This window comes from Bradyrhizobium agreste (assembly GCF_016031625.1).
In the GTDB taxonomy this organism is placed as follows: Bacteria; Pseudomonadota; Alphaproteobacteria; order Rhizobiales; family Xanthobacteraceae; genus Bradyrhizobium; species Bradyrhizobium agreste.
The window spans coordinates 40,125-62,314 of record NZ_JACCHP010000007.1 but is presented as its reverse complement, the minus strand read 5'-3'; the positions used below and the strand labels follow the sequence as shown (position 1 = coordinate 62,314).

Sequence of the window (22,190 nt, the reverse complement as noted above, 5' to 3'; positions counted from 1 at the left end):
GCGTCCGTCATTCCGGGGCGCGACGAAGTCGCGAACCCGGAATCCATCGCGCAGCAGAGTTGGTGGACGAATGGATTCCGGGTTCGCGCTCCGCGCGCCCCGGAATGACATGCGGGTAGAGAGAAGCCGCTACGCCGCGACCTGCATCCGTCGCTTGATCTCGCGATCGATCGTCGCCGCGAGCTCGCTGCTCACTTCCACCATGGGCAAGCGCACCTCCGGGCTGTCGATCAGGCCGGATCGCCACAGCCAGTACTTCGCCGGCGCCGGGCTCGGCTCGGCGAACAACAGCCGCGTCAGCTCCGCGACCTCGTGCCAGCGCGCCTGCGCCGCATCGTGGTTGCCGCGCTTGTGCTCGCTATAGATCGCCGCGAACGTTGCAGTCTCGACATGGGCCGAGAGCACGATGCCGCCGTCGGCGCCGTCACTGAGCGCCTCGAGATAATTGGCGTCCTCGCCGGTGAGCACGCGAAAACCCTTCGGCCGGTCGCGCAGCAGCGCGATCGATTGCTCGCGGCTCGCGCCGCAATCCTTCAGGCCGACAATGTTCTTGTGCTCGGCCAGCCGCAGCATGGTCTGGTTGGTGATGTTGACCGCGCAGCGATACGGAATGTTGTAGAGCGCGATCGGCCATGCCGCGTGGTCGGCGAGCGTCTCGAAATGCGCCAAGAGGCCGCGCTGCGACGGCCGCACATAATAGGGACTGGCGATCAGGTAACCGTCGATCGGCCAGTCCGCGGTCTCGTCGAGGCGCTCTTGCAGGCGCGAGGTGTCCGCGCCGGACAACCCGAGGCAGATCGGCAGGCTGCGGCCGCCGGCCGCCATCTCCTCGCGCACCACGGCGACGAGACGTTCGAGCTCGGCCGCGCGCAGCGTCATGCCTTCGCCCGAGGTCGCACCCAGGATGAAGCCGTCGATGCCGTGCGCGCCGTAATGCCGCGTCAGCCGCCGCAGCGACGTCTCATCCAGCGCGCCGTCCTGGAACGGCGTCACCAGCGGCAGCCACAGCCCATGCAAGTGATTTCGTAGTCCGGTCATGTTTCCATCTCCTTCTCGGGAAAAAGCCTGAGACGGAGGGCACATGAAAAAACCCCGTCCAGGCGGCGGGGTTTTCGAAGATTTGCAGCGATGACGAAGTCGGCTAGCGCGCGCAAAGATCCGAGGCCCCGGGATGGGGGCCTTTTTTCGAGACGATGGACTCGAACGAGATTGCGCACGACTTCGTGATCATTGGCAAATGATGGCGGGTAGGCGTGGAACTGTCAATACACGCGGAGGGCGAAGCCACATTTTGACGAAAAAAAGCCGGACCCGAGGGCCCGGCTTAGGTATTGGCCACGTGAGGCCGACACAATCACCTTCCAAGAGGGATTACTGAACTCCCGCGCCACTGGAGGAGGGGGACAAATGCGCAACGCGAAGGCTCAGCGTGCAAACATTATGGGCTTGCCGAGTGCCCTGCAGCAACAGCCGAGGCCGCATGTCAGTCATGCGGAAATCAGGACGGCCAGCGCTGCGCCTTGCTCACCACGAAGTCGCGGAACACCTGCACGCGCGCGACCGTCTTCAACTCCTCGGGATAGACGAAGTAGGTGTCGAGCTGGATCGAATCCGACTCGCCGAACAGCTGCACGAGCTTGCTCTGCTCCTCGACCAAGTAATCGGGCAGGGCGGCGATGCCGAGGCCCTGCTGACAGGCGCGCACGAGACCGAGGATGTTGTTGACCTTGAAATAGGCCTCGCGCGGACCCGAGCCGTTGCGCCCGGCCTCGATCAGCCAGTTGCGGTTCTGCAGGTGCGGCGCGAAGTTGCCGTCGGCGAGCGTGATGATACGGTGGGAGTCGAGCTCCTCCAGCGTGCGCGGTGTGCCGAAGCGCTTGATGTATTCCGGCGAGCAATAGGCGTGGAAGCCCATCGCGAACAGCTTGCGCTGGATGAGGTCCGGTTGCGTCGGCTTGCGGGTGCGGATCGCAACGTCCGCCTCGCGCATCGACAGATCGAGCTCCTCGTCGGTGACGATCAGCGAGATGCGGATCTCGGGATAGAGTGCGGTGAATTCGCCGAGCCGCGGGATCAGCCAGTTGATGCCGACGCCGGGCGTGGTGGTGATCTTGAGATCGCCGCTCGGCCGCTCGCGACTGTCGGTCAGCTTGGCGCGCGCCGCCTGCAGCTGCATGAACACGTCATGCGCCGTGCGGAACAACAGGTCGCCCTGCTCCGTGAGGATCAGGCCGCGGGCGTGGCGATGGAACAGCGAGACCGAGAGCTCCTGCTCCAGTGCCGAGACCTGGCGCGACACCGCCGATTGCGACAAGCCGAGCTGCTCGCCCGCATGCGTGAAGCTGCCCGCTTCCGCCGCGGCGTGAAACACCTTCAGCTTGTCCCAGTCCATATCCGTAAATCCATCGCGTGTTCGGGGCATGATTCTATTCCGCTGCCGCGCGCTCGCTGGCGCGAAGGGCCAAGAAACGTTCGGCTTCGAGTGCGGCCATGCAGCCGAGGCCGGCGGCCGTCACGGCCTGGCGATAGGTTTCGTCGGCGACGTCGCCGGCGGCGAACAGGCCGGGCACCGAGGTCGCGGTCGAGTTCGGGGCGACCTCGATATAGCCCGAGGGTTTCAGCTTGACCTGATCCTTGACGAGGTCGGTCGCCGGCGCATGCCCGATGGCGATGAAGACGCCGTCGGCCTTCACGTCCGTGAGCCTGCCGGTCTTGACGTTCTTGAGCCTGACATGGGTGACCTTGTTGGGGTTCTCGGTGCCGCAGATCTCGTCGACGGCGGCGTCCCAGATCACCTTGATCTTCGGATGCTTGAACAGGCGCTCCTGCAGGATGCGTTCGGCGCGGAAGTGATCGCGACGATGCACGATCGTGACCTGCGAGGCATGGTTGGTGAGGTACAGGGCTTCCTCGACCGCGGTGTTGCCGCCGCCGACCACGATCACGTCCTTGCCACGGTAGAAGAAGCCGTCGCAGGTGGCGCAGGCCGACACGCCGCCGCCCTGGAACTTGGCTTCCGACGGCAGCCCGAGCCAGCGCGCTTGCGCGCCGGTGGCCAGGATCACGCTCTCGGCGAGATAGACGTCGCCGCTGTCGCAGGTGAGGCGGAACGGCCGCCGCGCCGTCTCCAGCTTGGTGACCAGGTCGGTGACGATCTTGGTGCCGACATGGACCGCCTGCTTCTCCATCTGCTCCATCAGCCAGGGGCCCTGGATCACGTCGGCGAAGCCAGGATAGTTCTCGACGTCGGTTGTGATGGTGAGCTGCCCGCCGGGCTGGATGCCCTGGATCAGGATCGGCTCCAGCATCGCACGCGCGGCGTAGATCGCGGCGGTATAGCCGGCCGGGCCGGAGCCGATGATGACGACCTTTGCATGAACAGGAGCGGACATTTCGATGGACGCCTTTCACGGGGGATTCGCAGCGCGGGCGCGGAATGTGCCGGGAGGCCTCGCGGAGGCGCTGAAATATCAGAGCTAATCTAAGCAATCTGGCGAGCCATGCAAGAATTGCATTCCCTATCGGCGGTTTTTTCCAACAGGGAACAAAAGTGGCTTGCGCTGCACGCGCAATAAAATTGCGCTAGCTGTGCGGGTTGGGCTATGAGGATTTCGCCAAATCACTCAATGCCGCCGCAAAGGCCAGGAGTTCCAATCACGTGTCGCGGAACCTAGACGAGATCGACCTGAAGATCCTCACCGAGATCCAGGCCGACGGTCGAATCACCAATGTCGAGCTGGCCAAGCGGGTCGGCATCTCGCCGCCGCCCTGTCTGCGCCGGGTGCGGGCGCTGGAGGAGGAGGGCTACATCCACGGGTATCGCGGCCTCTTGGACGCACGCAAGCTGGGCTTCGACGTCACGGTTTTCGCCGCCGTGCACCTGTCCAGCCAGGCCGAGGCGGATTTGCGCGCTTTCGAGGAGTTCGTCCGCGCCGAGCCCCTGGTGCGGGAATGCTGGATGCTGTCCGGCGAGGTCGATTTCATCCTGAAATGCGTCGCCCCCGACATGGCGACCTTCCAGGATTTCGTCACGCACCTGACCGCGGCACCGCATGTCCGCAACGTGCGCACGTCGTTGGTGCTGCACAATTCGAAGTACGAGGCGGCCGTGCCGCTCGAGGTGAAGGGAAGAAGGTAGGCGCGCGCGTTCTCGTGCCCCGGACGCAGCGCAGCGCTCTTCGGCGATGCGCTGCGAGCCGGGGCCCACCTCACCGCCTTCCCGTGTTGCTCTCTGGGTCCCGGCTCTGCGCAGCAACGCGAAGGGCGTTGCAGCTCGTCCGGGACACGAGACGCGGAAGCAAACAAAAAGGCCGCGCATCGCGCGGCCCTTCGAAACGTTAGCTGACTCAGCCGCGGCAGGTCCTTACCGCCACTCCACCTTGGTGATCTCGTACGCCTTGGCGCCGCCTGGCGCATTGACCTCGACGGTCGATCCCTTCTTCTTGCCGATCAATGCGCGCGCGAGCGGCGAGGTGATCGAGATGCGGCCCTTCTTGGCGTCCGCCTCGACCTCGCCGACGATCTGCCACACCGTCTTCTTCTCGGTGTCCTCATCGACCAGCGTCACGGTAGCGCCGAACTTGATGGTGTCGCCGGAGAGCTTGGAGATGTCGATGATGTCGGCACGCGCGAGCTTGTCCTCGAGCTCGGCGATGCGGCCCTCATTGTGCGACTGCTCTTCCTTCGCGGCATGATATTCCGCGTTCTCCGACAGGTCTCCGTGCGAGCGCGCCTCCGCGATATGCTCGATGATCCGCGGACGGTCCACGGACTGGCGCTGCTTCAATTCTTCCCCGAGCGCGACAAAGCCGGCCTGGGTCATCGGAACCTTTTCCATCGTCTCTCTCGTCCTTCGATCGTGCGCCCCAAAAATGCGGATGGGCGCCGCAACCTTGATTCGTCAGTCCTTCCAGAGCCCCAACGCAGGGGTTGCCGGACCTTGACAGATATGGGCTTTGGCGCCGGAACAGAACTGCCACCTGCCCGGACAGTTCCTCCGGCCATTGTGGCTTCATTGCCAATCACTTAGCGGAAGCTTCGCTGCCGCTAGCGATCAGGTTTCCGAAAAGTAGCTCTGCAGGGTACGAACCTCAAGGTCCCCGCCCAGATAGGCGCGGATGCCCTGCGCGGCCGCCACGGCCCCGGAAAGAGTGGTGTAATATGGCACTTTATGCAAGAGGGCCGCGCGCCGCAGCGAGCGGCTGTCGGCCAGCGCCTGCGGGCCTTCTGTGGTGTTGAAGACGAGCTGGACGTCGCCATTGGTGATGGCATCGACGATGTGCGGCCGCCCTTCCAGCACCTTGTTCACCTTCTCGGTCGGGATGCCCTGGTCGGTCAGGAAGCGCTGAGTGCCTGAGGTGGCCAGCACCTTGAAGCCGAGCGAATGCAATTCGCGCACGGCATCGGCGATGCGCGTCTTGTCGCTTTCGCGCACCGATACGAACACAGTGCCTTTGCGCGGCACCCGCGTGCCGCCGCCGAGCTGACTCTTGGCGAAGGCGACCGCAAACGAGCGGTCGATGCCCATGACTTCGCCGGTCGAGCGCATCTCGGGGCCGAGCACGGTGTCGACGCCGGGGAAGCGCGCGAAGGGGAAGACCGATTCCTTGACCCCGACGTGCTTGAGCGTCGCCTTCTTCAGCTTGAAATCGGCGAGCTTCTCGCCGGCCATGATGCGCGCGGCGATCTTGGCGACCGGCGTGCCGATCACCTTGGCGACGAACGGCACGGTCCGCGAGGCGCGCGGATTGACCTCGAGCACGTAGATCTCGCCGTCCTTGATGGCGTATTGCACGTTCATCAGGCCGATGACGTCGAGGCCGAGCGCGAGCTCGCGGGTCTGCCGCTCCAGCTCCTCGATCATTTTCGCATCGAGCGAGTGCGGCGGCAACGAGCAGGCGCTGTCGCCGGAATGGATGCCGGCTTCCTCGATGTGCTCCATGATGCCGACGATGAAGGTGTCCTTGCCGTCGCAGAGGCAGTCGACGTCGATCTCGGTGGCGTCAGACAGATAGCGGTCGAACAGCAGCGGGTTCTTGCCGAGCACGGTGTTGATCTGCCCGGTCTTGTCGTTCGGATAGCGCGCCTTGACGTCGGCCGGCACCAGCTCCGGCAGCGTGCCGAGCAGATAATCGTTGAGCTGGTTCTCTTCGCGGATGATCTGCATCGCGCGGCCGCCGAGCACGTAGGACGGGCGCACCACCAGCGGCAGGCCGAGATCGGCGGAGACGAGGCGGGCCTGCTCGACCGAATAGGCGATGCCGTTCTTCGGCTGCTTGAGGCGCAGCTTGTCGAGCACGCGCTTGAAGCGGTCGCGGTCCTCGGCGAGGTCGATGGCGTCTGGCGAGGTGCCGAGGATCGGCACTTCGGCGGCTTCCAGCGCCCGCGCGAGCTTCAGCGGCGTCTGGCCGCCGAACTGCACGATCACGCCGTGCAGCGTGCCATTGCTGCGTTCCTTGGCGATGATCTCCAGCACGTCCTCGGCGGTGAGCGGCTCGAAATAGAGCCGGTCGGCGGTGTCGTAGTCGGTCGACACCGTCTCCGGATTGCAGTTGACCATGATGGATTCGTAGCCGGCGTCGTGCAGCGCGAAGCAGGCGTGACAGCAGCAATAGTCGAACTCGATGCCCTGGCCGATGCGATTGGGACCGCCGCCGAGAATGATGACCTTCTTCTTGTCGGACGGCGTGCTCTCGTCCGCGGGCAGGCCGGCAAACGGCGCCTCATAGGTCGAATACATGTAGGCGGTGGGCGAGGCGAATTCGGCCGCGCAGGTGTCGATGCGCTTGTACACCGGGTGAACGCCGAGCGCGTGGCGCTTCGCCTTGACCTCGGCCTCCGTCGTCCCGGCGAGCACGGCGAGCCGCGCGTCGGAGAAGCCCATGGCTTTCAGCGTGCGCATGCCGAAGGCGTTGCCAGGCAGGCGGTTCTTCCTGACCTTCTCCTCCATCTCGACGATGCCGCGCATCTCGGCGAGGAACCACGGATCGATCTTGCAGGAGTTGAAGATGTCTTCGTTCGACCAGCCGAGGCGCATGGCCTGGGCGACCTGGAGAATGCGGCTCGGCGTCGGCGTGCCAAGCGCGGCGCGGATCGCGTTCTTGTCGTCGTCGCGGCCGAGGCCCTCGATCTCGATCTCGTCGAGGCCTGTCAATCCGGTCTCGAGACCGCGCAGGGCCTTTTGCAGGCTTTCCTGGAAGGTGCGGCCGATCGCCATGACCTCGCCGACCGACTTCATCGAGGTGGTCAGCGTGGCCGAGGCGCCCGGGAATTTCTCGAAGGCAAACCGCGGCACCTTGGTGACCACGTAGTCGATGGTCGGCTCGAACGAGGCCGGCGTCGCACCGCCCGTGATGTCGTTGGCAATCTCGTCCAGCGTGTAGCCGACCGCGAGCTTGGCGGCGACTTTGGCGATCGGAAAGCCGGTGGCTTTCGAGGCCAGCGCGGAGGAGCGCGACACGCGCGGATTCATCTCGATCACGACCATGCGGCCGTCCTCGGGATTGACGCCGAACTGCACGTTGGAGCCGCCGGTCTCGACCCCGATCTCACGCAGCACCGCCAGCGAGGCGTCGCGCATGATCTGGTATTCCTTGTCCGTCAGCGTCAGCGCCGGCGCCACCGTGATGGAATCGCCGGTGTGCACGCCCATCGGATCGAGGTTCTCGATCGAGCAGACGATGATGCAATTGTCGTTCTTGTCGCGCACCACCTCCATCTCGTACTCCTTCCAGCCGAGTACGGATTCTTCGATCAGCACTTCGTTGGTCGGAGACGCGTCGAGGCCGCGCTCGATGATGTCGAGGAACTCTTCCTTGTTGTAGGCGATGCCACCGCCGGTGCCGCCCATGGTGAAGGAGGGACGGATGATCGCGGGCAGGCCGATCTCGGACAGCGCCATCATCGCCTGTCCCAGCGCATATTCCTGATAGCGCTTGCGGCGGTCGCCTTCGCCGAGGGTCCATTGCCGGTCGAGCTCTTCGAGCGCTGCGCCCGACAGCTTCTCGCGTTCGGCGAGATATTTGTCGCGGAACGACTTCTTCAGCTCGGAGGCGTTGGCAAGCCGCGACTTCGGGGTCTGCAGCCCGATCTTCTGCATGGCGTTGCGGAATAGCTGGCGGTCTTCGGCCTTGTCGATGGCATCGGCGGTGGCGCCGATCATCTCGACGTCGAATTTCTCCAGCGTGCCCTGCCGGCGCAGCGACAGCGCGCAGTTCAGCGCGGTCTGGCCGCCCATGGTCGGCAGCAGCGCGAAGCCGCCGGGAACGACGTGACGTTCCTTCTCGATGATCTTGGCAACGATCTCGGGCGTGATCGGCTCGATATAGGTCGCATCGGCCAATTCCGGGTCGGTCATGATGGTGGCCGGGTTGGAATTGACGAGGACGATGCGGTAGCCCTCTTCCTTCAGCGTCTTGACCGCCTGCGTGCCCGAATAGTCGAACTCGCAGGCCTGGCCGATCACGATGGGGCCGGCGCCGATGATCAGGATGGTGGTGATGTCTGTACGTTTGGGCATCAACTCTCGCCGAAGTGGAATTTGGGCACAAAAAAAGGGCGCGCCTGCCGCGCGTCCCTTTTGCGAGAGCGCGGGGTCTTCCCTCGCGCGCGGGTGGGTCTTAGACCAGTTTTCGGAGCGGCGAAACCCCGAAAAACGCCCATCAACCGGCAATTTTGACGGGTTTTGGCCGCCCCTGCCAGCCGCGGGCAAGGTGCACCAGAAGCGAGGCCGCAACGCTCGTTCCGCCGATCCAGCCGAGGTCGTTCGGCGACACGGTGGCCAGCACCGCGCCTCCGAGCGCGCCACCGATGGCGAAGCCGAGATACATCGACGAGGCGTTGAGCGAGAGCGCGATCATCGACGCCTGCGGCTCGATCCGGATGATGCTGGCGATCTGGGCCGGATAGAACGCCCAGCCCGAGAGGCCCCAGAGGAAGATGGCGCCGAGCACTGCGTAATGCGCCTGTGCGGGCATCAGCTTCAGGACCAGCGAATGCAGGATCAGGGCGCCCGCCATGCCGGCGAGCCCGAGGCCTGCGGTCGCGAGCGTGCCGAGCCGGTCGGCCAGCACGCCGCCCAGCATGTTCCCGATTGCCGCCGCGCCGCCAAACACCAGCAGAGCAAGGCTGATCTGCGAGGCGTCGAAGCCGAGGCCGCGCAGCGGGACTGCGAAATAGGTGAAGACCGTGAAGCCGCCCAGTGCCCACAACATCGTGATCAGCAGTGCGACCACGACGTTGCGATGGCGCGCCACCGCCAGCCTTTCGCCGAGCGAGGCCGTATTGCGCGGCAGGCCGCGTGGCAGGCCGAGCAGCAGGCCGGCGAGCGCGACAGCGCCGATCAGGGCGACCATGGCAAAGGTTGCACGCCAACCGAACAGGCTGCCGACGAGATTGCCGAAGGGAACGCCGATTACGGTCGCAACCGTGAGGCCCGCGGTCACGAGTGCCACCGCGCGGCCGCGCCGCTCCGGCGCGGCGACCGCCACGGACACGGCAAGCGCCGTCGGCATGCACAGCCCCGAGCCCAGGGCCATCAGCATCCGCGAGGCCAGCAGCAGGGCATAGTTGGATGCGACCATCGCGGCGAGGTTGCCGGCGATGAAGGTCGATAGCGCCAGGGCCAGCACGGTGCGGCGGTCGATATTGTTCAGCGCCACTGCGAGGATGGGCGAGCCCACCGCATAGGTGAGGGCGTAGGCCGTAACCAATTGGCCCGCGGCCGAGATGGAAATCGAAAGGTCGGTGGCGATCGCCGGCAAAAGCCCTGCGATGACAAAGCCTTCGGTGCCGATCGCGAAGGCCGCCAGGGCTAGCCAGAACACGCTCATTGGAAAGGACCCCTATGTTCAAGATTCATTGAACTATCGAACGAAGCGATTTCGCTGTCAATCGGTTCAAGAACTATTGAACATCGCCGTCGCATCGCTATGATTCCCGGAGCATGAGCCGCACGCCGCACCATCCCACCCGCGAGCAGATCGAGCTGCCGATGGTCCTGGATTGCCTGAGCGATCCGATCCGTCTGGCGATCGTCTATCAGCTCGCCCAGCAGGAACGTGTCAGCAGCGAACTCCGCTGCAGCGACTTCAGCGCGCTGAGCGGCAAGTCCAACCTCGCCTATCACTTCGCCAAGCTGCGGGAATGCGGCTTGATGCAGACGCGCGTCGCCGGCACCAACCGTTTCATGCGGCTGCGCCGCGAGGATCTGGAGGCGCGCTTCCCGGGCTTGCTCGATGCGGTGCTCAGCTCCGCAGCCAAGGATGCGGAGCGGCTTCCGCTCGTCTCCGGCTGCGACTTGATCGAAGTTGACCGAAAATAAGACGGTTGCGCATGGGTCGCTGATTTGCCCGGCGCATCAATGTCTTCGCAAGGTTCAGCGAGCATCCAAGTGCCCATCCCGTCTACTGTGCATGGGGTTGTTTTCGATGTTTTTGTTTGGGGCCGCCGAAGCGTGCCCGTCTTCGCCCTTCGGACTTCGCCGAGGCAGCCTTCAGAAAGGGCTTGCCGAGCCGAAGCTGGCGGAGCCAGCGAAGGCTGGAGACCCGGCCTGGATTTGAACCAGGATGTAGAGCGTTGCACCGCCCTCGCGTAGACGCTTCCGCCACCGGGCCGCGGCGATCATTACCGATTGCAGTGCGACAAGCCACAACGGCTAATTGTTATGCTTAACGGACCAGAGGCGGCCGCGCGATGAAGGTCATGCGCCAGCTGTTGTGGCCGATATTGCTGTGGGCGCGCTGGACGGCGAAACCCGCCGCCTTCAGCTTGGCCGTGATCTCGTCCTCGCTGTAGCGCTGCAGCCCGATGCGCGAGCGCAACTGGCGATAATCCGACAGCGCGGTGCTGATCAGCCCGATCAGCGCGTCCTTCAGGAAGCCGTGGCGCAGGCCGAAGCCGAGCAGCGCCATCACATCCCTGACCATGCCGACATTGGGCTGTAGAATATCGCCCAGCACCAGCTTGCCGGAGGGTTTCAGGATGCGGCGGATGTTGAGCAGCGCGGCATCGAGCTCGTCAGGCGTCATGTATTGCGCGACCGAGTTCATGACGACGAGATCGATCGTCTGATCCTGCATCTTGCGGACGTCCTCGAGCGAGCGGACGCGGATCTTGGTGTTTGGGGCAAACCGCGCGATCAGCCGGCCGCGCACGCCCGGCGCGGGCTCGGCCAGGATCAGCTTGCCGCAGGCGGCTGCCACCTGGCTCGCCGACAGCGCCTCGCCGCAGGCATAGTCCAGCACCGTCGCGTCGGGCGAGGGGATGTAGGCGATGATGTCCCGCGCAATGATCTGGAAGTGCAAGTCGCGATGCAGCTTGCTGACATAGATCGTATGCGTCGAGTCGTAATAATCGATCCAATCGTCCATGGTATTCGAAGGTCCCGGCCAGCGGTTCCCAAAGAGGAGCCGGCGCTGCCCGCCTTGCGTTAGGGGTGCGACGGCGCGCCGTCAATGTCCGCGTCCTAACAGGAAGGTCTCCCGTGAGCAAAACCAACAACAAGGTCTCGCCCGAACTCGACACCCCCACCGATCTGTCGCCCGATGGGGTCAAGAAAGTCTCTGAGGCGCTCAACGTGCTTCTGGCCGACGCGTTCGCGCTTTATCTCAAGACCAAGAATTTCCACTGGCACATCAGCGGGCGCCATTTCCGGGATTACCACCTGCTGCTCGACGAGCAGTCCGACCAGATCTTCGCCACCACCGATCAGCTCGCCGAGCGCGTCCGCAAGATCGGCGGCACCACGCTGAAGTCGATCGGCCAGGTCGCAAAGCTCCAGACCATCAAGGACAATAACGAGGACTTCGTCCCGCCGCGCGAAATGCTGCGCGAGCTGATGCAGGACAACAAGCACGTCGCAGCCGCGATGCGCAAGGCCCACGACGTCTGCGACGAGGCCGGCGACGTCGCCAGCGCCAGCATTCTGGAAAATTTCATCGACGAGACCGAGCGGCGGACCTGGTTCCTGTTCGAAGCAACCCGGCAGGAAGGCGCCAACGAGGCGTAACGGGATGCGCAGGGTGGGTTAGCCTTGCAGAAGCGCGAAGCGCATCTGCCAGGCGTAACCCACCACTGTCTCTGTCCGCGGAAACAGAAGAGGTGGGTTACGCCTTCGGCTAACTCACCCTCCTGCACCATGCTTGTGGCTACCGCCACAACCGCATCAGCGCCCCGTCCTTCCCCGTTACGGGATCAGCCGGCGGCAGCGCCACTTGCGGAATCGTCTTCAGCGCTTTCGCAGAAGCGAACCCGCGCGCTGCCGCGCGCGACGCCGAGCACTTCATGCACCGTCGCATGATAGTGCAGATAGTCGTAAATGCCGTTGCGCCACGTCCCGCCCCAGTCGTTCGCTTCGAATAGATTCTCGATGGTCTCTTCCGGGCGCCTGGGATCGAGCTTCACCACGCCCTGGTAGACCAGGAACGGAAGGATGTTGTTCGGCACGAGCCCGTCATCCTCGAACACGATGGCGAGCGGCTCGGCCTTGTCGCGGACGACGGACATGGCTGTGCTCCTGCAAGAGGGTGCAGGGATCAACTGGCATTGCCTGCAGTGCGTTCCTGGCGTGTCCCGGACGCGATGCAGCGTGCAACGCTGCGTCGCAGAGCCGGGACCCAGAGTGCCGAGGTGTGGGCCCCGGTTCAGCAGCGCATCACGCCGCGAAGAGCGGCGTGCTGCGCTGCGCCCGGGGCACGAGACCGTGGCTTACGCGCTCTTCCTCTGCCGCATCAGGTCGGCGAAGCGCTGGAACAGATAATGCGAGTCGCGCGGGCCGGGTGAGGCCTCGGGATGATATTGCACGGAGAACACCGGCTTGCCGTCGAGCTGGATGCCGCAATTGGAGCCGTCGAACAGCGAGATGTGAGTCTGCGTCGCGCCCTTCGGCAGGGTCGTCTCGTCCACGGCAAAGCCATGGTTCATCGAGGTGATCTCGACCTTGCCGGTGGTCTCGTCCTTCACCGGGTGATTGGCGCCGTGATGGCCCTGATGCATCTTCTTGGTTCTGGCGCCGACGGCGAGCCCGAGCATCTGGTGGCCCAGACAAATCCCGAAGGTCGGCGTGCCCGACTTGATCACGTCGCGGATCACGGGCACCGCATATTTGCCGGTCGCGGCCGGATCGCCCGGACCGTTCGACAGGAACACGCCGTCCGGCTTCATCGCGAGGATGTCTTCGGACGAGGTCGTTGCCGGCACCACCGTCACCTTGCAGCCGACGCCGGCGAGCAGGCGCAGGATGTTGCGCTTGATGCCGTAGTCGATGGCGACGACATTGAACTCCGGCTTGTCCTGCCGGCCAAAGCCCTTGTCCCAGGCCCAAGGCGTCTCGTCCCAGGTGAAGCGCTGACCGCTCGTGACCATCGGCACGAGGTCCATGCCTTCGAGGCCCGGCCATTCGCGCGCTTCTTCCTTCAGGCCATGCAGGTCGAACTCGCCGGTCCTGGAATGCGCGATCACGGCGTTGGGCATGCCCTTGCTGCGGATCAGCGCGGTCAGCGCGCGGGTATCGATGCCGGAGAGGCCGATGATGCCGCGGGCCCTGAGCCATTGGTCGAGATGCTTGGTGGCGCGATAATTCGAGGGATCGGTGATCGCGGTGCGCAGGATCACGCCGCGAGCGCCGGGCGTTGCCGCCATGTTCACCGTCTCGATGTCTTCGTCGTTGGTACCGACATTGCCGATATGCGGGAAGGTGAAGGTGATGAGCTGGCCGGCATAGGAGGGATCGGTCAGGATCTCCTCATAGCCGGTCATCGCGGTGTTGAAGCAGACCTCGCCGACGGCGTGGCCCTCGGCGCCGAGACCAAAGCCCTCGAGCACCGTGCCGTCGGCAAGCACGAGGAGCGCGGTCGGTTTGTGGTCCGGCCAGGCGGGATCATTGTCATGTTGTGTCATGAGCGCGTTTCATAGTCTCCCCGCGCACGCCCGTCAAAGCGGGAGAGGCCGGATTCACATGCGTTTTTGCATATTTGACAGGCCTTCTCCCGCCCTTAAGCTCGGCCGCACAATTTCCGGCAATTTCCTGGGCTTGCGAGGCAATAATGGACCAGACCACCCCCATTGTGCTGGTTCCGGGGCTGGCGTCCTCGGCCCGGATCTATGCGCCCGTGATCCCTGCGCTCTGGCGTTTCGGGCCGGTGACGGTCGCCAACCACATCCGCGACGACAGCATGGCTGCGATCGCAGGCCGCATCCTCGCCGAGGCGCCGCCGCGCTTCGCCCTCGCCGGCCATTCCATGGGTGGCTACATCGCCTTCGAGATCATGCGCCAGGCGAGCCAGCGCGTGACAAAGCTCGCGCTGATCAACACGCAGGCGCGGCCCGACACGCCGGAGGCAACCGGACGCCGTCTTGGCCAGATGGAGCGCGCCAGACGCGGCGAGCTGCGCGCCCTGCGCGAGGAGAGTTTTCCGGAGCTCGTGCATCCGTCGCGGCGCGTTGACGCTGAGATTCTCAAGCTCGTGCATGCGCAGGACGAGGACGTCGGCGTCGAAGGCTATCTGCGGCAGCAGACCGCAATCATCGCACGGGTGGATTCGCGGCCGACCCTGGCGACGATCACATGCCCGACGCTGGTGCTGACGGGCGATGCCGACAACACCATCCCAAACGCCTTCTCGAAGGAAATGGCCGAGGGGATCGCCGGCGCCAGGCTCGTGATCCTCGATCGCTGCGGGCACCTGCCGCAAGCCGAACAGCCGCAGGCGACGGTGCAGGCGCTCACCGAATGGCTCGCGAGCTAGGTTGTGCGACGGCCGCAAAGGGCCTAGATCAGGCGTCCATATCGAAGGGATCACGATCATGCTGCGCGACGATATCAACAATGCGGTCAAGGAGGCCATGAAGGCCAAGGACGAGCGCAAGCTGTCTACGCTGCGCATGGTCAACTCGACCATCAAGAACGCCGACATCGACGCGCGGGGCAGTGGCAAGCCGCCGCTGTCGGACGCCGACATCCTCGCGGTGCTGCAGAAGATGATCAAGCAGCGCCAGGAGGCGGTCGAGCTCTACGACAAGGGGGGCCGCGCCGAGCTTGCCGCGCAGGAGCGCGAGGAGATCGCGGTGATCTCGGCGTATCTGCCGAAGCAGATGTCCGAGGACGACGTGAGGAAGGCGATCGCGGATGCGATCGCCGAGACGGGCGCGGGCGGCATGAAGGACATGGGCAAGGTGATTGCCGTGCTGCGCGCGAAATACGCGGGGCAGATGGATTTCGGCAAGGCGTCTGGTCTCGTGAAGGCTGCGCTGTCCAGTTGAGCTGTCATTCCGCGGCGACGCGAAGCGTCGAGCCCGGAATCCATCGCTCTGCTGAGTCCGTTGCCTAAATGGATTCCGGGTTCGCGCTTCGCGCGCCCATGCTCTATTGGGCGACGCAGACGGCGACCTCGTCGGCGCGGCTCTATTGGGAGAGCTTTGGCAAGCGCCGCACCACGCCGGTGGTGAAGGTGCCGACGGGCGTCGCGGTGTTTCCGAAGGAGATCATCACGCCGGTGCGGCGCTGGATGGAGCCGAACTTCCATGCCATCACGCATTGGAGCGAGATGGAGAAAGGCGGTCACTTCGCCGCCTTCGAGCAGCCGGAGCCGTTCGTGCAGGATGTCAGAAAGTTTTTTGCGACTGTGCGATGAACCCCGCTGTCATTCCGGGGCGCCCGTAGGGCGAACCCGGAATCCATCGGGCCGCAGCGAACGTTGCTCAATGGATTCCGGGCTCGACGCTGACGCGTCGCCCCGGAATGACGTCGCGGGCTCTTGTTCCGAGCATTCACAGCTCTAGACTGGGCCATAACAACGAGACACCGGGAAACGACCAAGCCCATGCTGACCGAAGCCGCAACCTACGACGAGCTCGTCCGCAATTTCCGTTGGGATATCCCCGCGCGCTTCAACATCGCGGAGGTGTGCTGCGATCGCCATGCCGACGGCACCGGCCGGCTCGCGCTGATCTATGTCGACGAGACCGGCGCCACCAGCCGCACCACCTTCGATGAGGTCGCCGAGATGTCGCGCCGCTTCGCCAATGTGCTGAAGGCGGACGGGCTTGTCCGCGGCGACCGCGTCGCGGTGTTCCTGTCGCAGTCGCTGGAATTGCCGATCGTGCATATGGCGGCGTTTCGCTCCGGCATGATCTCGGTCCCGCTGTTCGCCCTGTTCGGCGAGGACGCGCTGGAATTCCGCCTGTCGAATTCGCAAGCAAGAGCCATCATCACCGATGAGGCTGGCTGGGAGAAGCTGACGAATATCCGCGATCGGCTGCCCTATCTGCAGGATATCTATGTCACAAGCGGCGCCGTCCACGCCGGCGCAAAGCCATTCTGGCCAGCGATCGAAACTGCGTCCGAGGATTTTGCAAACGTCGACACCTCGGCCGACGATCCCGCGCTGATCATCTACACCTCGGGCACGACGGGCAATCCCAAGGGCGCGCTGCATGCGCATCGTGTCGTGCTCGGCCATCTGCCGAATGTGGAGATGTGCCACAACTTCTTGCCCAGGCCCGGCGATCTCATGTGGACGCCGGCCGATTGGGCCTGGATCGGCGGGCTCATCAACGGCCTGCTCGCGTTCTGGTACCACGGCATTCCCCTGGTCGGCCATCGCGCGCGAAAATTCGAGCCGCAGGCGGCGATGCAGATGATGGCCGATCTTTCCGTCCGCAACGTCTTCCTGCCGCCGACGGCGCTCAAGCTGATGCGGCAGGCCGGCGTCAAGCATTCCGGCGTGAAGCTGCGCAGCATCTTCACCGGAGGCGAATCGCTCGGCGGTGAATTGCTCGGCTGGGTGCGCGAGACCTTTGGCATCGACGCACACGAGGTGTTCGGCCAGACCGAATGCAACCTCGTGATCGGCAGCAACTCCAACCTGTTTCCGATCCGTCCCGGTGCGATGGGCAAGGCGACGCCGGGCTTCGATGTCCGCATCGTCAACGACAAGGGCGAGGAATTGCCGCGTGGTCAGCGCGGCATCATCGGCGTGCGCCAGCCATGCCCCGTCACCATGCTCGAATATTGGCGCAATCCGGAAGCGACGGCGAAGAAATATGCCGGCGACTTCCTGCTCACCGGCGATCTCGGCGTGCAGGACGAGGACGGCTATTTCTGGTACGTCAGTCGCGAGGACGACGTCATCACCACGGCCGGCTACCGCGTCGGCCCCTCCGAGATCGAGCACACGCTGATGAAACATCCGTCGGTGGCAATGGCTGCGGTGGTCGGCATTCCCGATCCGATCCGCACCGAATCGATCAAGGCCTGGATCGTGCTGCGTCCAGGCTTTACCGGCAGTGATGCGCTCGCGCGCGAGATTCAGGAGTTCGTCAAGGTGCAGCTCGCCGCGCACGAATATCCGCGCTTCGTCGAATTCGCCGAGACGCTGCCGATGACGGCGACCGGCAAGGTGCTGCGCCGCGAGCTGCGGGCCAAAGGCTGACTTCCTACAAGGGCTAGCTTCCGACGATGGCAAAACCGTCTCAAGCCGCGGGGCTTCACCGCGCCTCGCTTGCAAAGCTGCACGAGCTCGATGCGGCGCTGGAGCTCATGTACTACGGCTGGCGCGGCATGACATTGGAGGCCGATGCATATCTTGCCAAGCAGGGCCTGTCGCGTCCGCACCATCGCATCCTCTACGTGGTGGCGCGCCGGCCCGACATCGCCATCGGCGCGCTGATCGAGATCCTCGGCATTTCCAAGCAGGCCCTCAACCGGCCGCTCAATCTGCTCGTGGAGCGCAAGCTGCTGACCTCGAAGCGCTCGCCGGAGCAGCACCGCTCGAAATTGCTGCGCCTGACGGAAGCGGGGCGGCGCATCGAGCAACGGGCCTCGGACCACGAGCGCCAGGTCCTACGCGAGGCGTTCGCGCGCGTCGGAGCGAGCGGTGCGGCGGGATGGATGGGCGTGATGGAGGCGATCGCCGACAACAATTGATGGAAATCTCAAGTCAACATAGTTGACATGAGGGGCGCGCTTTGCCACCTTCCCGGCCACAAGCCAAGGGGAGGATCCGTGTCGTGAGCGGACTGGCAATGGACCGCGCGGCCGCCGCAAGCTTTGTCGCGGCATGGTGCGCAAATTGGTGCAGGGTGGATATCGACGCGGTCATCGCCCATTTCGCCGACGATGCGCAGATGCGCAGCCCTCTCGCTCTCACCCTGACGGGGTCTCCGACCGTTACCGGCGCCGAGAACATCCGCGCCTACTGGCGGAAAGCCTATGGCCACATCAGAAGTGCCGATCTGAAGATCCTGGCCTGGAGCTGGGACGAGGCGATCGCGCGCCTGACGGTGTGGTGGCAATTGGACGACACGCGCGCCAGCGAATTCATGGACTTCGACGATGCGGGCCGCGTGGTGCGCAGTGAAGCCTTTTACGGGAATAGCCATGCGATTTTCGGATATCGTCCTGCTCCTCAACACGCTCTGGTTCGTCGGGGCGTTCATCCAGTTCAGCATAGCGCAGACCAACACGTTGAAGATCCTGCTGCCGCGAGAGGAGCGCAGCAATCCGATCGCGCCGACCCTTGCGGCGAGCGTCGCGTTCCTTGGCGGGATGAATCTGCCGATCGGGCTCCTGTCGCTCTATCTTCTGGCCGTCCGTCCTTCCTTCTTCCAACCGGTCGAAGCGCAGCTCGCGCTGTTCCTGTTCTTCGCCGCCTGCCATTTCAGCCAGTTCGCCTATAACGTCCCGGTGCTGATGCGGGGCGGCCGCGTCGGGGTCGCCTATTGGCCGGTGTTGAAGGGCCCGATGCTCCGGATCTTTGTCATCGATGCGGCTCTGTTCGCGGCCAATCTCGCAGTGGCGCTGCAGCTCGCGATCGCCTCCTGATCTACCGCGGCTCCGAGAGGGCCGCGCGCAGCATCGCGGCGAGATCCTTGCGCCGGAACGGCTTGGTCAGAATGCGGGCGTCGATCCCATCGGGCGTCTTGACCGGATCCTGGCTGTAGCCGGACGTGAAGAGCACCTTGAGACCAGGCCGTAGCTGAATGGCCTGCCGCGCCAGCTCCGGTCCGAACATGCCGCCGGGCATCACGACGTCGGTGAACAGAAGCTGGATGTCCCCGGACCGGCGCAGCACGTCCAGCGCCGCGGGTCCGTTCGATGTCGTGATGACGCGGTAGCCGAGCGCCTTCAGCTCGTTCTCGACGTAGGCGCGCACCATGTCATCGTCCTCGACGACGAGAATCGTCTCGCGTCCCTCCGGTGCGGCGACCCGCTCTGCCGCCGCCGGCTCTTCGTTCGGCGACGTCGCGAGGCGAGGAAAGAACAGCCTGACAACGCTGCCTTGACCCGGTTCGGACTGCGTCTGCACAAGTCCGCCGGATTGTTGCGCAAACCCGTAGACCATGCTGAGGCCAAGACCGGTGCCCTTGCCGACCTCCTTGGTGGTGAAGAACGGCTCGAATGCGCGCGCCAGCACCTCGCGGCTCATGCCGGACCCGGTATCCTTCACAGCCAGCATGACGTAATCGCCGGGCCGCGGCGCCGCCTTGTCGCGCGTGTCGAGGTCGCGGGCACGGGCGAGCCCGTAATGAAGCTGGGCAGTGCCCTGGATCTTCTCGCCGAGGTCGTTCGCGATGTCGTTGGCCGATGCGGCGAGATTAGCCAGCGCCGCGTCGATCTCGTTGGCCCGGTTTTGCAGGAAGCGCAGCCCGACCAGAATGGCCGGCACGAGCATGGCCGCAATGACGAGGATCAGTAACCTGGTACGCAGGCTCATCGGTGGGTGATCCGCTCTCGGGCGAGGATGCTCGGAGGTATAATTTGCGGCACGATCATCTGCCCCGTCCATAGCCGTCGGTGCGAAAATTGCGCGAAAGGCTTAAAGCTTTCGAAGTGCGCGCGGTGTTGCGTCGCTCCTCCCGATCGCGCCGGCCGGCCTCGAGTTGCGCCGCCACGGAGCGGCGCTAATATCGCGGCATGTGCGCGACGAAGATCGCGCCGATGTACGGAGGAAGCTGATGTCCATCTCGGGCAAGGTCGATCCGGTGGTGCGTCCGGTGGCGGCGGCCGACATCGCCGAGGCGCTGGTCGAGGGCCTGCGCGATTTCCAGGCGCTGCCTCTCTATGGTCTCTGCTTCGGCGCGCTCTACGCCGCCGGCGGCATCCTCATCATGCTCTGTCTCACCGCCTTCGGCATGGTCTATCTGGTCTATCCGCTCGCTGCCGGCTTTGCGCTGATCGGACCGTTCGTTGCGATCGGCCTCTACGAAGTCAGTCGGCGCCGCGAGCGCGGCGAGCCGGTCTCGTTCGGTGCGATCTGGTCCACGATCCGCTCGCGCAGCGAGATCGGCTGGATGGCCTTTGTGACGTTGTTCGTGTTCGTGGTTTGGATGTACCAGGTGCGGCTCCTGATCGCGCTGCTGCTCGGCCTCAAGGCTTCGTTCTCGAGCTTGCAGGAATTCATGACGGTGGTGCTGACGACCAGCGAGGGCTTGCTGTTCCTGGCCATCGGCAATGCGGTCGGTGCCGTGCTGTCGCTGATCCTGTTCTCGCTGACCGTGGTGTCGTTCCCGCTGCTGCTCGAGCGCGAGGTTGATTTCGTCACGGCCATGGTGACGAGCGTGCGCGCGGTGGTGACGAGCCCGCTGCCGATGATCGGTTGGGCCGCCGTGATCGTGATGCTGCTGATCGTCTCGGCGCTGCCGTACTTTCTCGGCTTGATCGTCACGCTGCCGGTGCTAGGGCATGCGACGTGGCATCTCTATCGGCGATTGGTGGCGCCGGTGCCCGCCTAGTCGTCATTCCGGGGCGCCCGAAGGGCGAGCCCGGAATCCATTGATCCATCAACTCTGCCGCTTGATGGATTCCGGGCTCGCGCTCTGCGCGCCCCGGAATGACACTGCACTTACGGCGTCTTGATCCCCATCGCCTTCAGCGCTTCCAACATCTTCGCTGGCGGAGACATCTTGATCTGCGGCGCCTTGCCCGTTTCCAGCAGACTCTTCAATCCGGAGAGGATCACGGGCCAGCCGGTGCGGCCGCCTTCAAGGATATCATCGCTGAGCGGCCGATCGTGGCCTTCGCTCATGGTGAGGCGGACCGCATCGCCGACCTGTTCGATCTCGTAGGTCACGAGTGTCGGCCCTAACTTCTCGATCAGCTCGGGCCAGTTCACATTGAACGTCACCGAGAGCTTGCGCGGCGGATCGTAGGCGAGAACCTCGCCGCTGATGTGCAGCCCACCGTCAGGCGTGCGCACGGTGAAGGCGCCGCCGAGTCGCGGCTCGACCTCCACGGTGTTGCCGAAGAAATACTGCTTGCTGAACTCGGCCGAGGTCAGCGCCTCCCAAACCTTTTCCGGCGTGGAAGCGATGTAGATGGTGTAGACCGTGAGCGGCTTGAATTGATCGATGTTCATTTTGCGTCGAATCCCTTGTTCAGGGCTGCGCGCGGAATGCCGAGCAGCTTGCCGGTCTCCAGCAGGCTCTTGAGCTGGGACAGGATCGCCGGCCAGCCGTTGGAGACGGCGCCAAGATATTTGCCACCCTCGACGAAACCATCGTGCAGCACGGTCAAACGCACGAGCGGTCCAAAGGGTTCGAGCGTGAAGACGACCCGCGAGGCCGGCTCGCCGCGCAGCTCTTCGAACTTATGGTGCTTGAAACTGTAGGACAGACGCTTCGGCGGATCGGATTCCAGGATCTCGCCGGAATCGGTGACCTCGCCGTCGAGCGTGAGCGCGAAGGGAGAGCCGACCTTCCAGTCGGACCTGACCTCGGCGCCGAACCAATATTGCCTGGTGAACTCGCTCGACGTCAGCGCCTGCCACAGCTTCTCGGGCGTGGTCTCGATGTAGGTCACGTAGACGAACTCCGGCTTACTCATCGCGTTTCTCCAACTGACGTTTCAACTCGCTGAGCGCAGCTAACTTGCTGCGCTCGAACTTCTTGATCCAGCGTTCGCCGATCTGATGGATCGGCACCGGGTTGAGATAGTGCAGCTTCTCGCGGCCCTGCCTGATGGTCGTCACCAGGTTGGCCTCTTCGAGAATGACGAGGTGTTTTGTGACGGCCTGCCGCGTCATGGCGAGGCCCTCGCAAAGTTCGTTCAACGTCTGGCCGTTCCTGGCGTGAAGCCTGTCGAGCAGCGACCGTCGTGACGCATCGGCGAGCGCTTTGAAGACTTCATCCATAGTCGAGATATTATGCAACCAAATGGTTGCATGTCAAGTCGCGAAGGCGGGGAGAGAGGGAAC

General features: G+C 64.3%; 20 protein-coding genes, 1 tRNA gene and 3 pseudogenes. 10 read left to right on the top strand and 14 right to left on the bottom strand.

Annotated elements, in window-relative coordinates; genetic code table 11:
* Positions 1–129 precede the first annotated feature (129 nt).
* From HZZ13_RS11815 to trxB, 3 genes are all read right to left on the bottom strand, one after another.
* Positions 130–1,038, bottom strand: coding sequence for a 4-hydroxy-tetrahydrodipicolinate synthase family protein (locus tag HZZ13_RS11815; RefSeq protein WP_197959777.1), 909 nt, complete (start codon positions 1,036–1,038; stop codon positions 130–132).
* Positions 1,039–1,498: 460 nt separating this feature from the next.
* The gene (locus HZZ13_RS11810) at positions 1,499–2,422 is read right to left on the bottom strand and encodes a LysR family transcriptional regulator (protein WP_162500129.1); all 924 of its coding nucleotides are present in this window, start codon (positions 2,420–2,422) and stop codon (positions 1,499–1,501) included.
* A 4-nt stretch (positions 2,423–2,426) separates the two neighbouring features.
* On the bottom strand, positions 2,427–3,392 hold the full coding sequence (trxB, locus tag HZZ13_RS11805; protein ID WP_197959776.1) for a thioredoxin-disulfide reductase: 966 nt from the start codon (positions 3,390–3,392) through the stop codon (positions 2,427–2,429).
* A 266-nt stretch (positions 3,393–3,658) separates the two neighbouring features.
* Between trxB and HZZ13_RS11800 the strand changes: the two genes are divergently transcribed.
* The gene (locus tag HZZ13_RS11800) at positions 3,659–4,138 is read left to right on the top strand and encodes an Lrp/AsnC family transcriptional regulator (RefSeq protein ID WP_008135853.1); all 480 of its coding nucleotides are present in this window, start codon (positions 3,659–3,661) and stop codon (positions 4,136–4,138) included.
* A gap of 225 nt (positions 4,139–4,363) precedes the next feature.
* Here HZZ13_RS11800 and greA read toward each other — a convergent pair whose 3' ends face one another.
* The 3 genes from greA to HZZ13_RS11785 form a co-directional block, all read right to left on the bottom strand.
* The gene (gene greA / locus HZZ13_RS11795; RefSeq protein ID WP_035710309.1) at positions 4,364–4,837 is read right to left on the bottom strand and encodes a transcription elongation factor GreA; all 474 of its coding nucleotides are present in this window, start codon (positions 4,835–4,837) and stop codon (positions 4,364–4,366) included.
* 216 nt (positions 4,838–5,053) lie between these two features.
* Positions 5,054–8,518: a carbamoyl-phosphate synthase large subunit gene (gene carB, locus HZZ13_RS11790; protein WP_197959775.1), complete on the bottom strand. Its 3,465-nt coding sequence runs from the start codon at positions 8,516–8,518 to the stop codon at positions 5,054–5,056.
* A 142-nt stretch (positions 8,519–8,660) separates the two neighbouring features.
* Positions 8,661–9,830, bottom strand: a complete 1,170-nt coding sequence (locus tag HZZ13_RS11785) for an MFS transporter (RefSeq protein WP_197959774.1) — start codon at positions 9,828–9,830, stop codon at positions 8,661–8,663.
* Between the two features lie 113 nt (positions 9,831–9,943).
* Between HZZ13_RS11785 and HZZ13_RS11780 the strand changes: the two genes are divergently transcribed.
* Positions 9,944–10,321: an ArsR/SmtB family transcription factor gene (locus tag HZZ13_RS11780; RefSeq protein ID WP_197959773.1), complete on the top strand. Its 378-nt coding sequence runs from the start codon at positions 9,944–9,946 to the stop codon at positions 10,319–10,321.
* 216 nt (positions 10,322–10,537) lie between these two features.
* Here HZZ13_RS11780 and HZZ13_RS11775 read toward each other — a convergent pair.
* Positions 10,538–10,613 (bottom strand) — tRNA-OTHER (locus HZZ13_RS11775).
* A 54-nt stretch (positions 10,614–10,667) separates the two neighbouring features.
* The gene (locus HZZ13_RS11770) at positions 10,668–11,369 is read right to left on the bottom strand and encodes a class I SAM-dependent methyltransferase (RefSeq protein WP_197959772.1); all 702 of its coding nucleotides are present in this window, start codon (positions 11,367–11,369) and stop codon (positions 10,668–10,670) included.
* A 113-nt stretch (positions 11,370–11,482) separates the two neighbouring features.
* On the opposite strand from HZZ13_RS11770, the gene HZZ13_RS11765 reads away from it, so the two are divergent.
* Positions 11,483–12,007 (top strand): Dps family protein, encoded by a 525-nt coding sequence (locus HZZ13_RS11765; protein WP_197959771.1) that lies wholly within the window; start codon positions 11,483–11,485, stop codon positions 12,005–12,007.
* A 139-nt stretch (positions 12,008–12,146) separates the two neighbouring features.
* Here the strand turns inward: HZZ13_RS11765 and HZZ13_RS11760 are convergent.
* Together HZZ13_RS11760 and carA are read right to left on the bottom strand one after the other, a co-directional pair.
* Positions 12,147–12,504: pseudogene (locus tag HZZ13_RS11760) on the bottom strand (hypothetical protein).
* Positions 12,505–12,705: 201 nt separating this feature from the next.
* Entirely contained in the window at positions 12,706–13,896 is a 1,191-nt protein-coding gene (carA, locus tag HZZ13_RS11755; protein WP_197959770.1) for a glutamine-hydrolyzing carbamoyl-phosphate synthase small subunit, read from the bottom strand.
* Positions 13,897–14,042: 146 nt separating this feature from the next.
* On the opposite strand from carA, the gene HZZ13_RS11750 reads away from it, so the two are divergent.
* The 6 genes and pseudogenes from HZZ13_RS11750 (at position 14,043) to HZZ13_RS11720 (ending at position 18,820) form a co-directional block, all read left to right on the top strand.
* Positions 14,043–14,744, top strand: coding sequence for an alpha/beta fold hydrolase (locus HZZ13_RS11750; protein WP_197959769.1), 702 nt, complete (start codon positions 14,043–14,045; stop codon positions 14,742–14,744).
* A gap of 58 nt (positions 14,745–14,802) precedes the next feature.
* Positions 14,803–15,258, top strand: a complete 456-nt coding sequence (locus tag HZZ13_RS11745; RefSeq protein WP_197959768.1) for a GatB/YqeY domain-containing protein — start codon at positions 14,803–14,805, stop codon at positions 15,256–15,258.
* Positions 15,259–15,356: 98 nt separating this feature from the next.
* Positions 15,357–15,629 (top strand): annotated as a pseudogene (locus HZZ13_RS11740) (alpha/beta fold hydrolase); the annotation flags it as partial.
* A 189-nt stretch (positions 15,630–15,818) separates the two neighbouring features.
* Positions 15,819–17,429: an acyl-CoA synthetase gene (locus tag HZZ13_RS11735; RefSeq protein WP_197959767.1), complete on the top strand. Its 1,611-nt coding sequence runs from the start codon at positions 15,819–15,821 to the stop codon at positions 17,427–17,429.
* A gap of 26 nt (positions 17,430–17,455) precedes the next feature.
* Complete coding sequence (locus HZZ13_RS11730) at positions 17,456–17,923, top strand: MarR family winged helix-turn-helix transcriptional regulator (protein WP_197959766.1); 468 nt, start codon at positions 17,456–17,458, stop codon at positions 17,921–17,923.
* 453 nt (positions 17,924–18,376) lie between these two features.
* Entirely contained in the window at positions 18,377–18,820 is a 444-nt protein-coding gene (locus HZZ13_RS11720; protein ID WP_197959765.1) for a hypothetical protein, read from the top strand.
* 1 nt (position 18,821) lies between these two features.
* Here the strand turns inward: HZZ13_RS11720 and HZZ13_RS11715 are convergent.
* A pseudogene (locus tag HZZ13_RS11715) lies at positions 18,822–19,475 on the bottom strand (ATP-binding protein); the annotation flags it as partial.
* Between the two features lie 478 nt (positions 19,476–19,953).
* Between HZZ13_RS11715 and HZZ13_RS11710 the strand changes: the two are divergent.
* Positions 19,954–20,730, top strand: coding sequence for a DUF2189 domain-containing protein (locus HZZ13_RS11710; protein ID WP_197959763.1), 777 nt, complete (start codon positions 19,954–19,956; stop codon positions 20,728–20,730).
* A 110-nt stretch (positions 20,731–20,840) separates the two neighbouring features.
* Here the strand turns inward: HZZ13_RS11710 and HZZ13_RS11705 are convergent, their stop codons facing one another.
* Genes HZZ13_RS11705 through HZZ13_RS11695 form a run of 3 tightly spaced genes read right to left on the bottom strand, consistent with a single transcriptional unit; the run spans position 20,841 to position 22,127 of the window.
* On the bottom strand, positions 20,841–21,353 hold the full coding sequence (locus tag HZZ13_RS11705) for an SRPBCC family protein (RefSeq protein ID WP_197959762.1): 513 nt from the start codon (positions 21,351–21,353) through the stop codon (positions 20,841–20,843).
* The gene (locus HZZ13_RS11700) at positions 21,350–21,820 is read right to left on the bottom strand and encodes an SRPBCC family protein (protein WP_197959761.1); all 471 of its coding nucleotides are present in this window, start codon (positions 21,818–21,820) and stop codon (positions 21,350–21,352) included. Before HZZ13_RS11700 ends, HZZ13_RS11705 begins: the two co-directional genes overlap by 4 nt.
* Positions 21,813–22,127 carry an ArsR/SmtB family transcription factor gene (locus HZZ13_RS11695; RefSeq protein ID WP_124160593.1) on the bottom strand — a complete coding sequence of 105 codons (315 nt, stop codon included), beginning with the start codon at positions 22,125–22,127 and terminating at the stop codon, positions 21,813–21,815. The genes HZZ13_RS11700 and HZZ13_RS11695 overlap by 8 nt, the downstream gene beginning before the upstream one ends.
* Positions 22,128–22,190 lie beyond the last annotated feature (63 nt).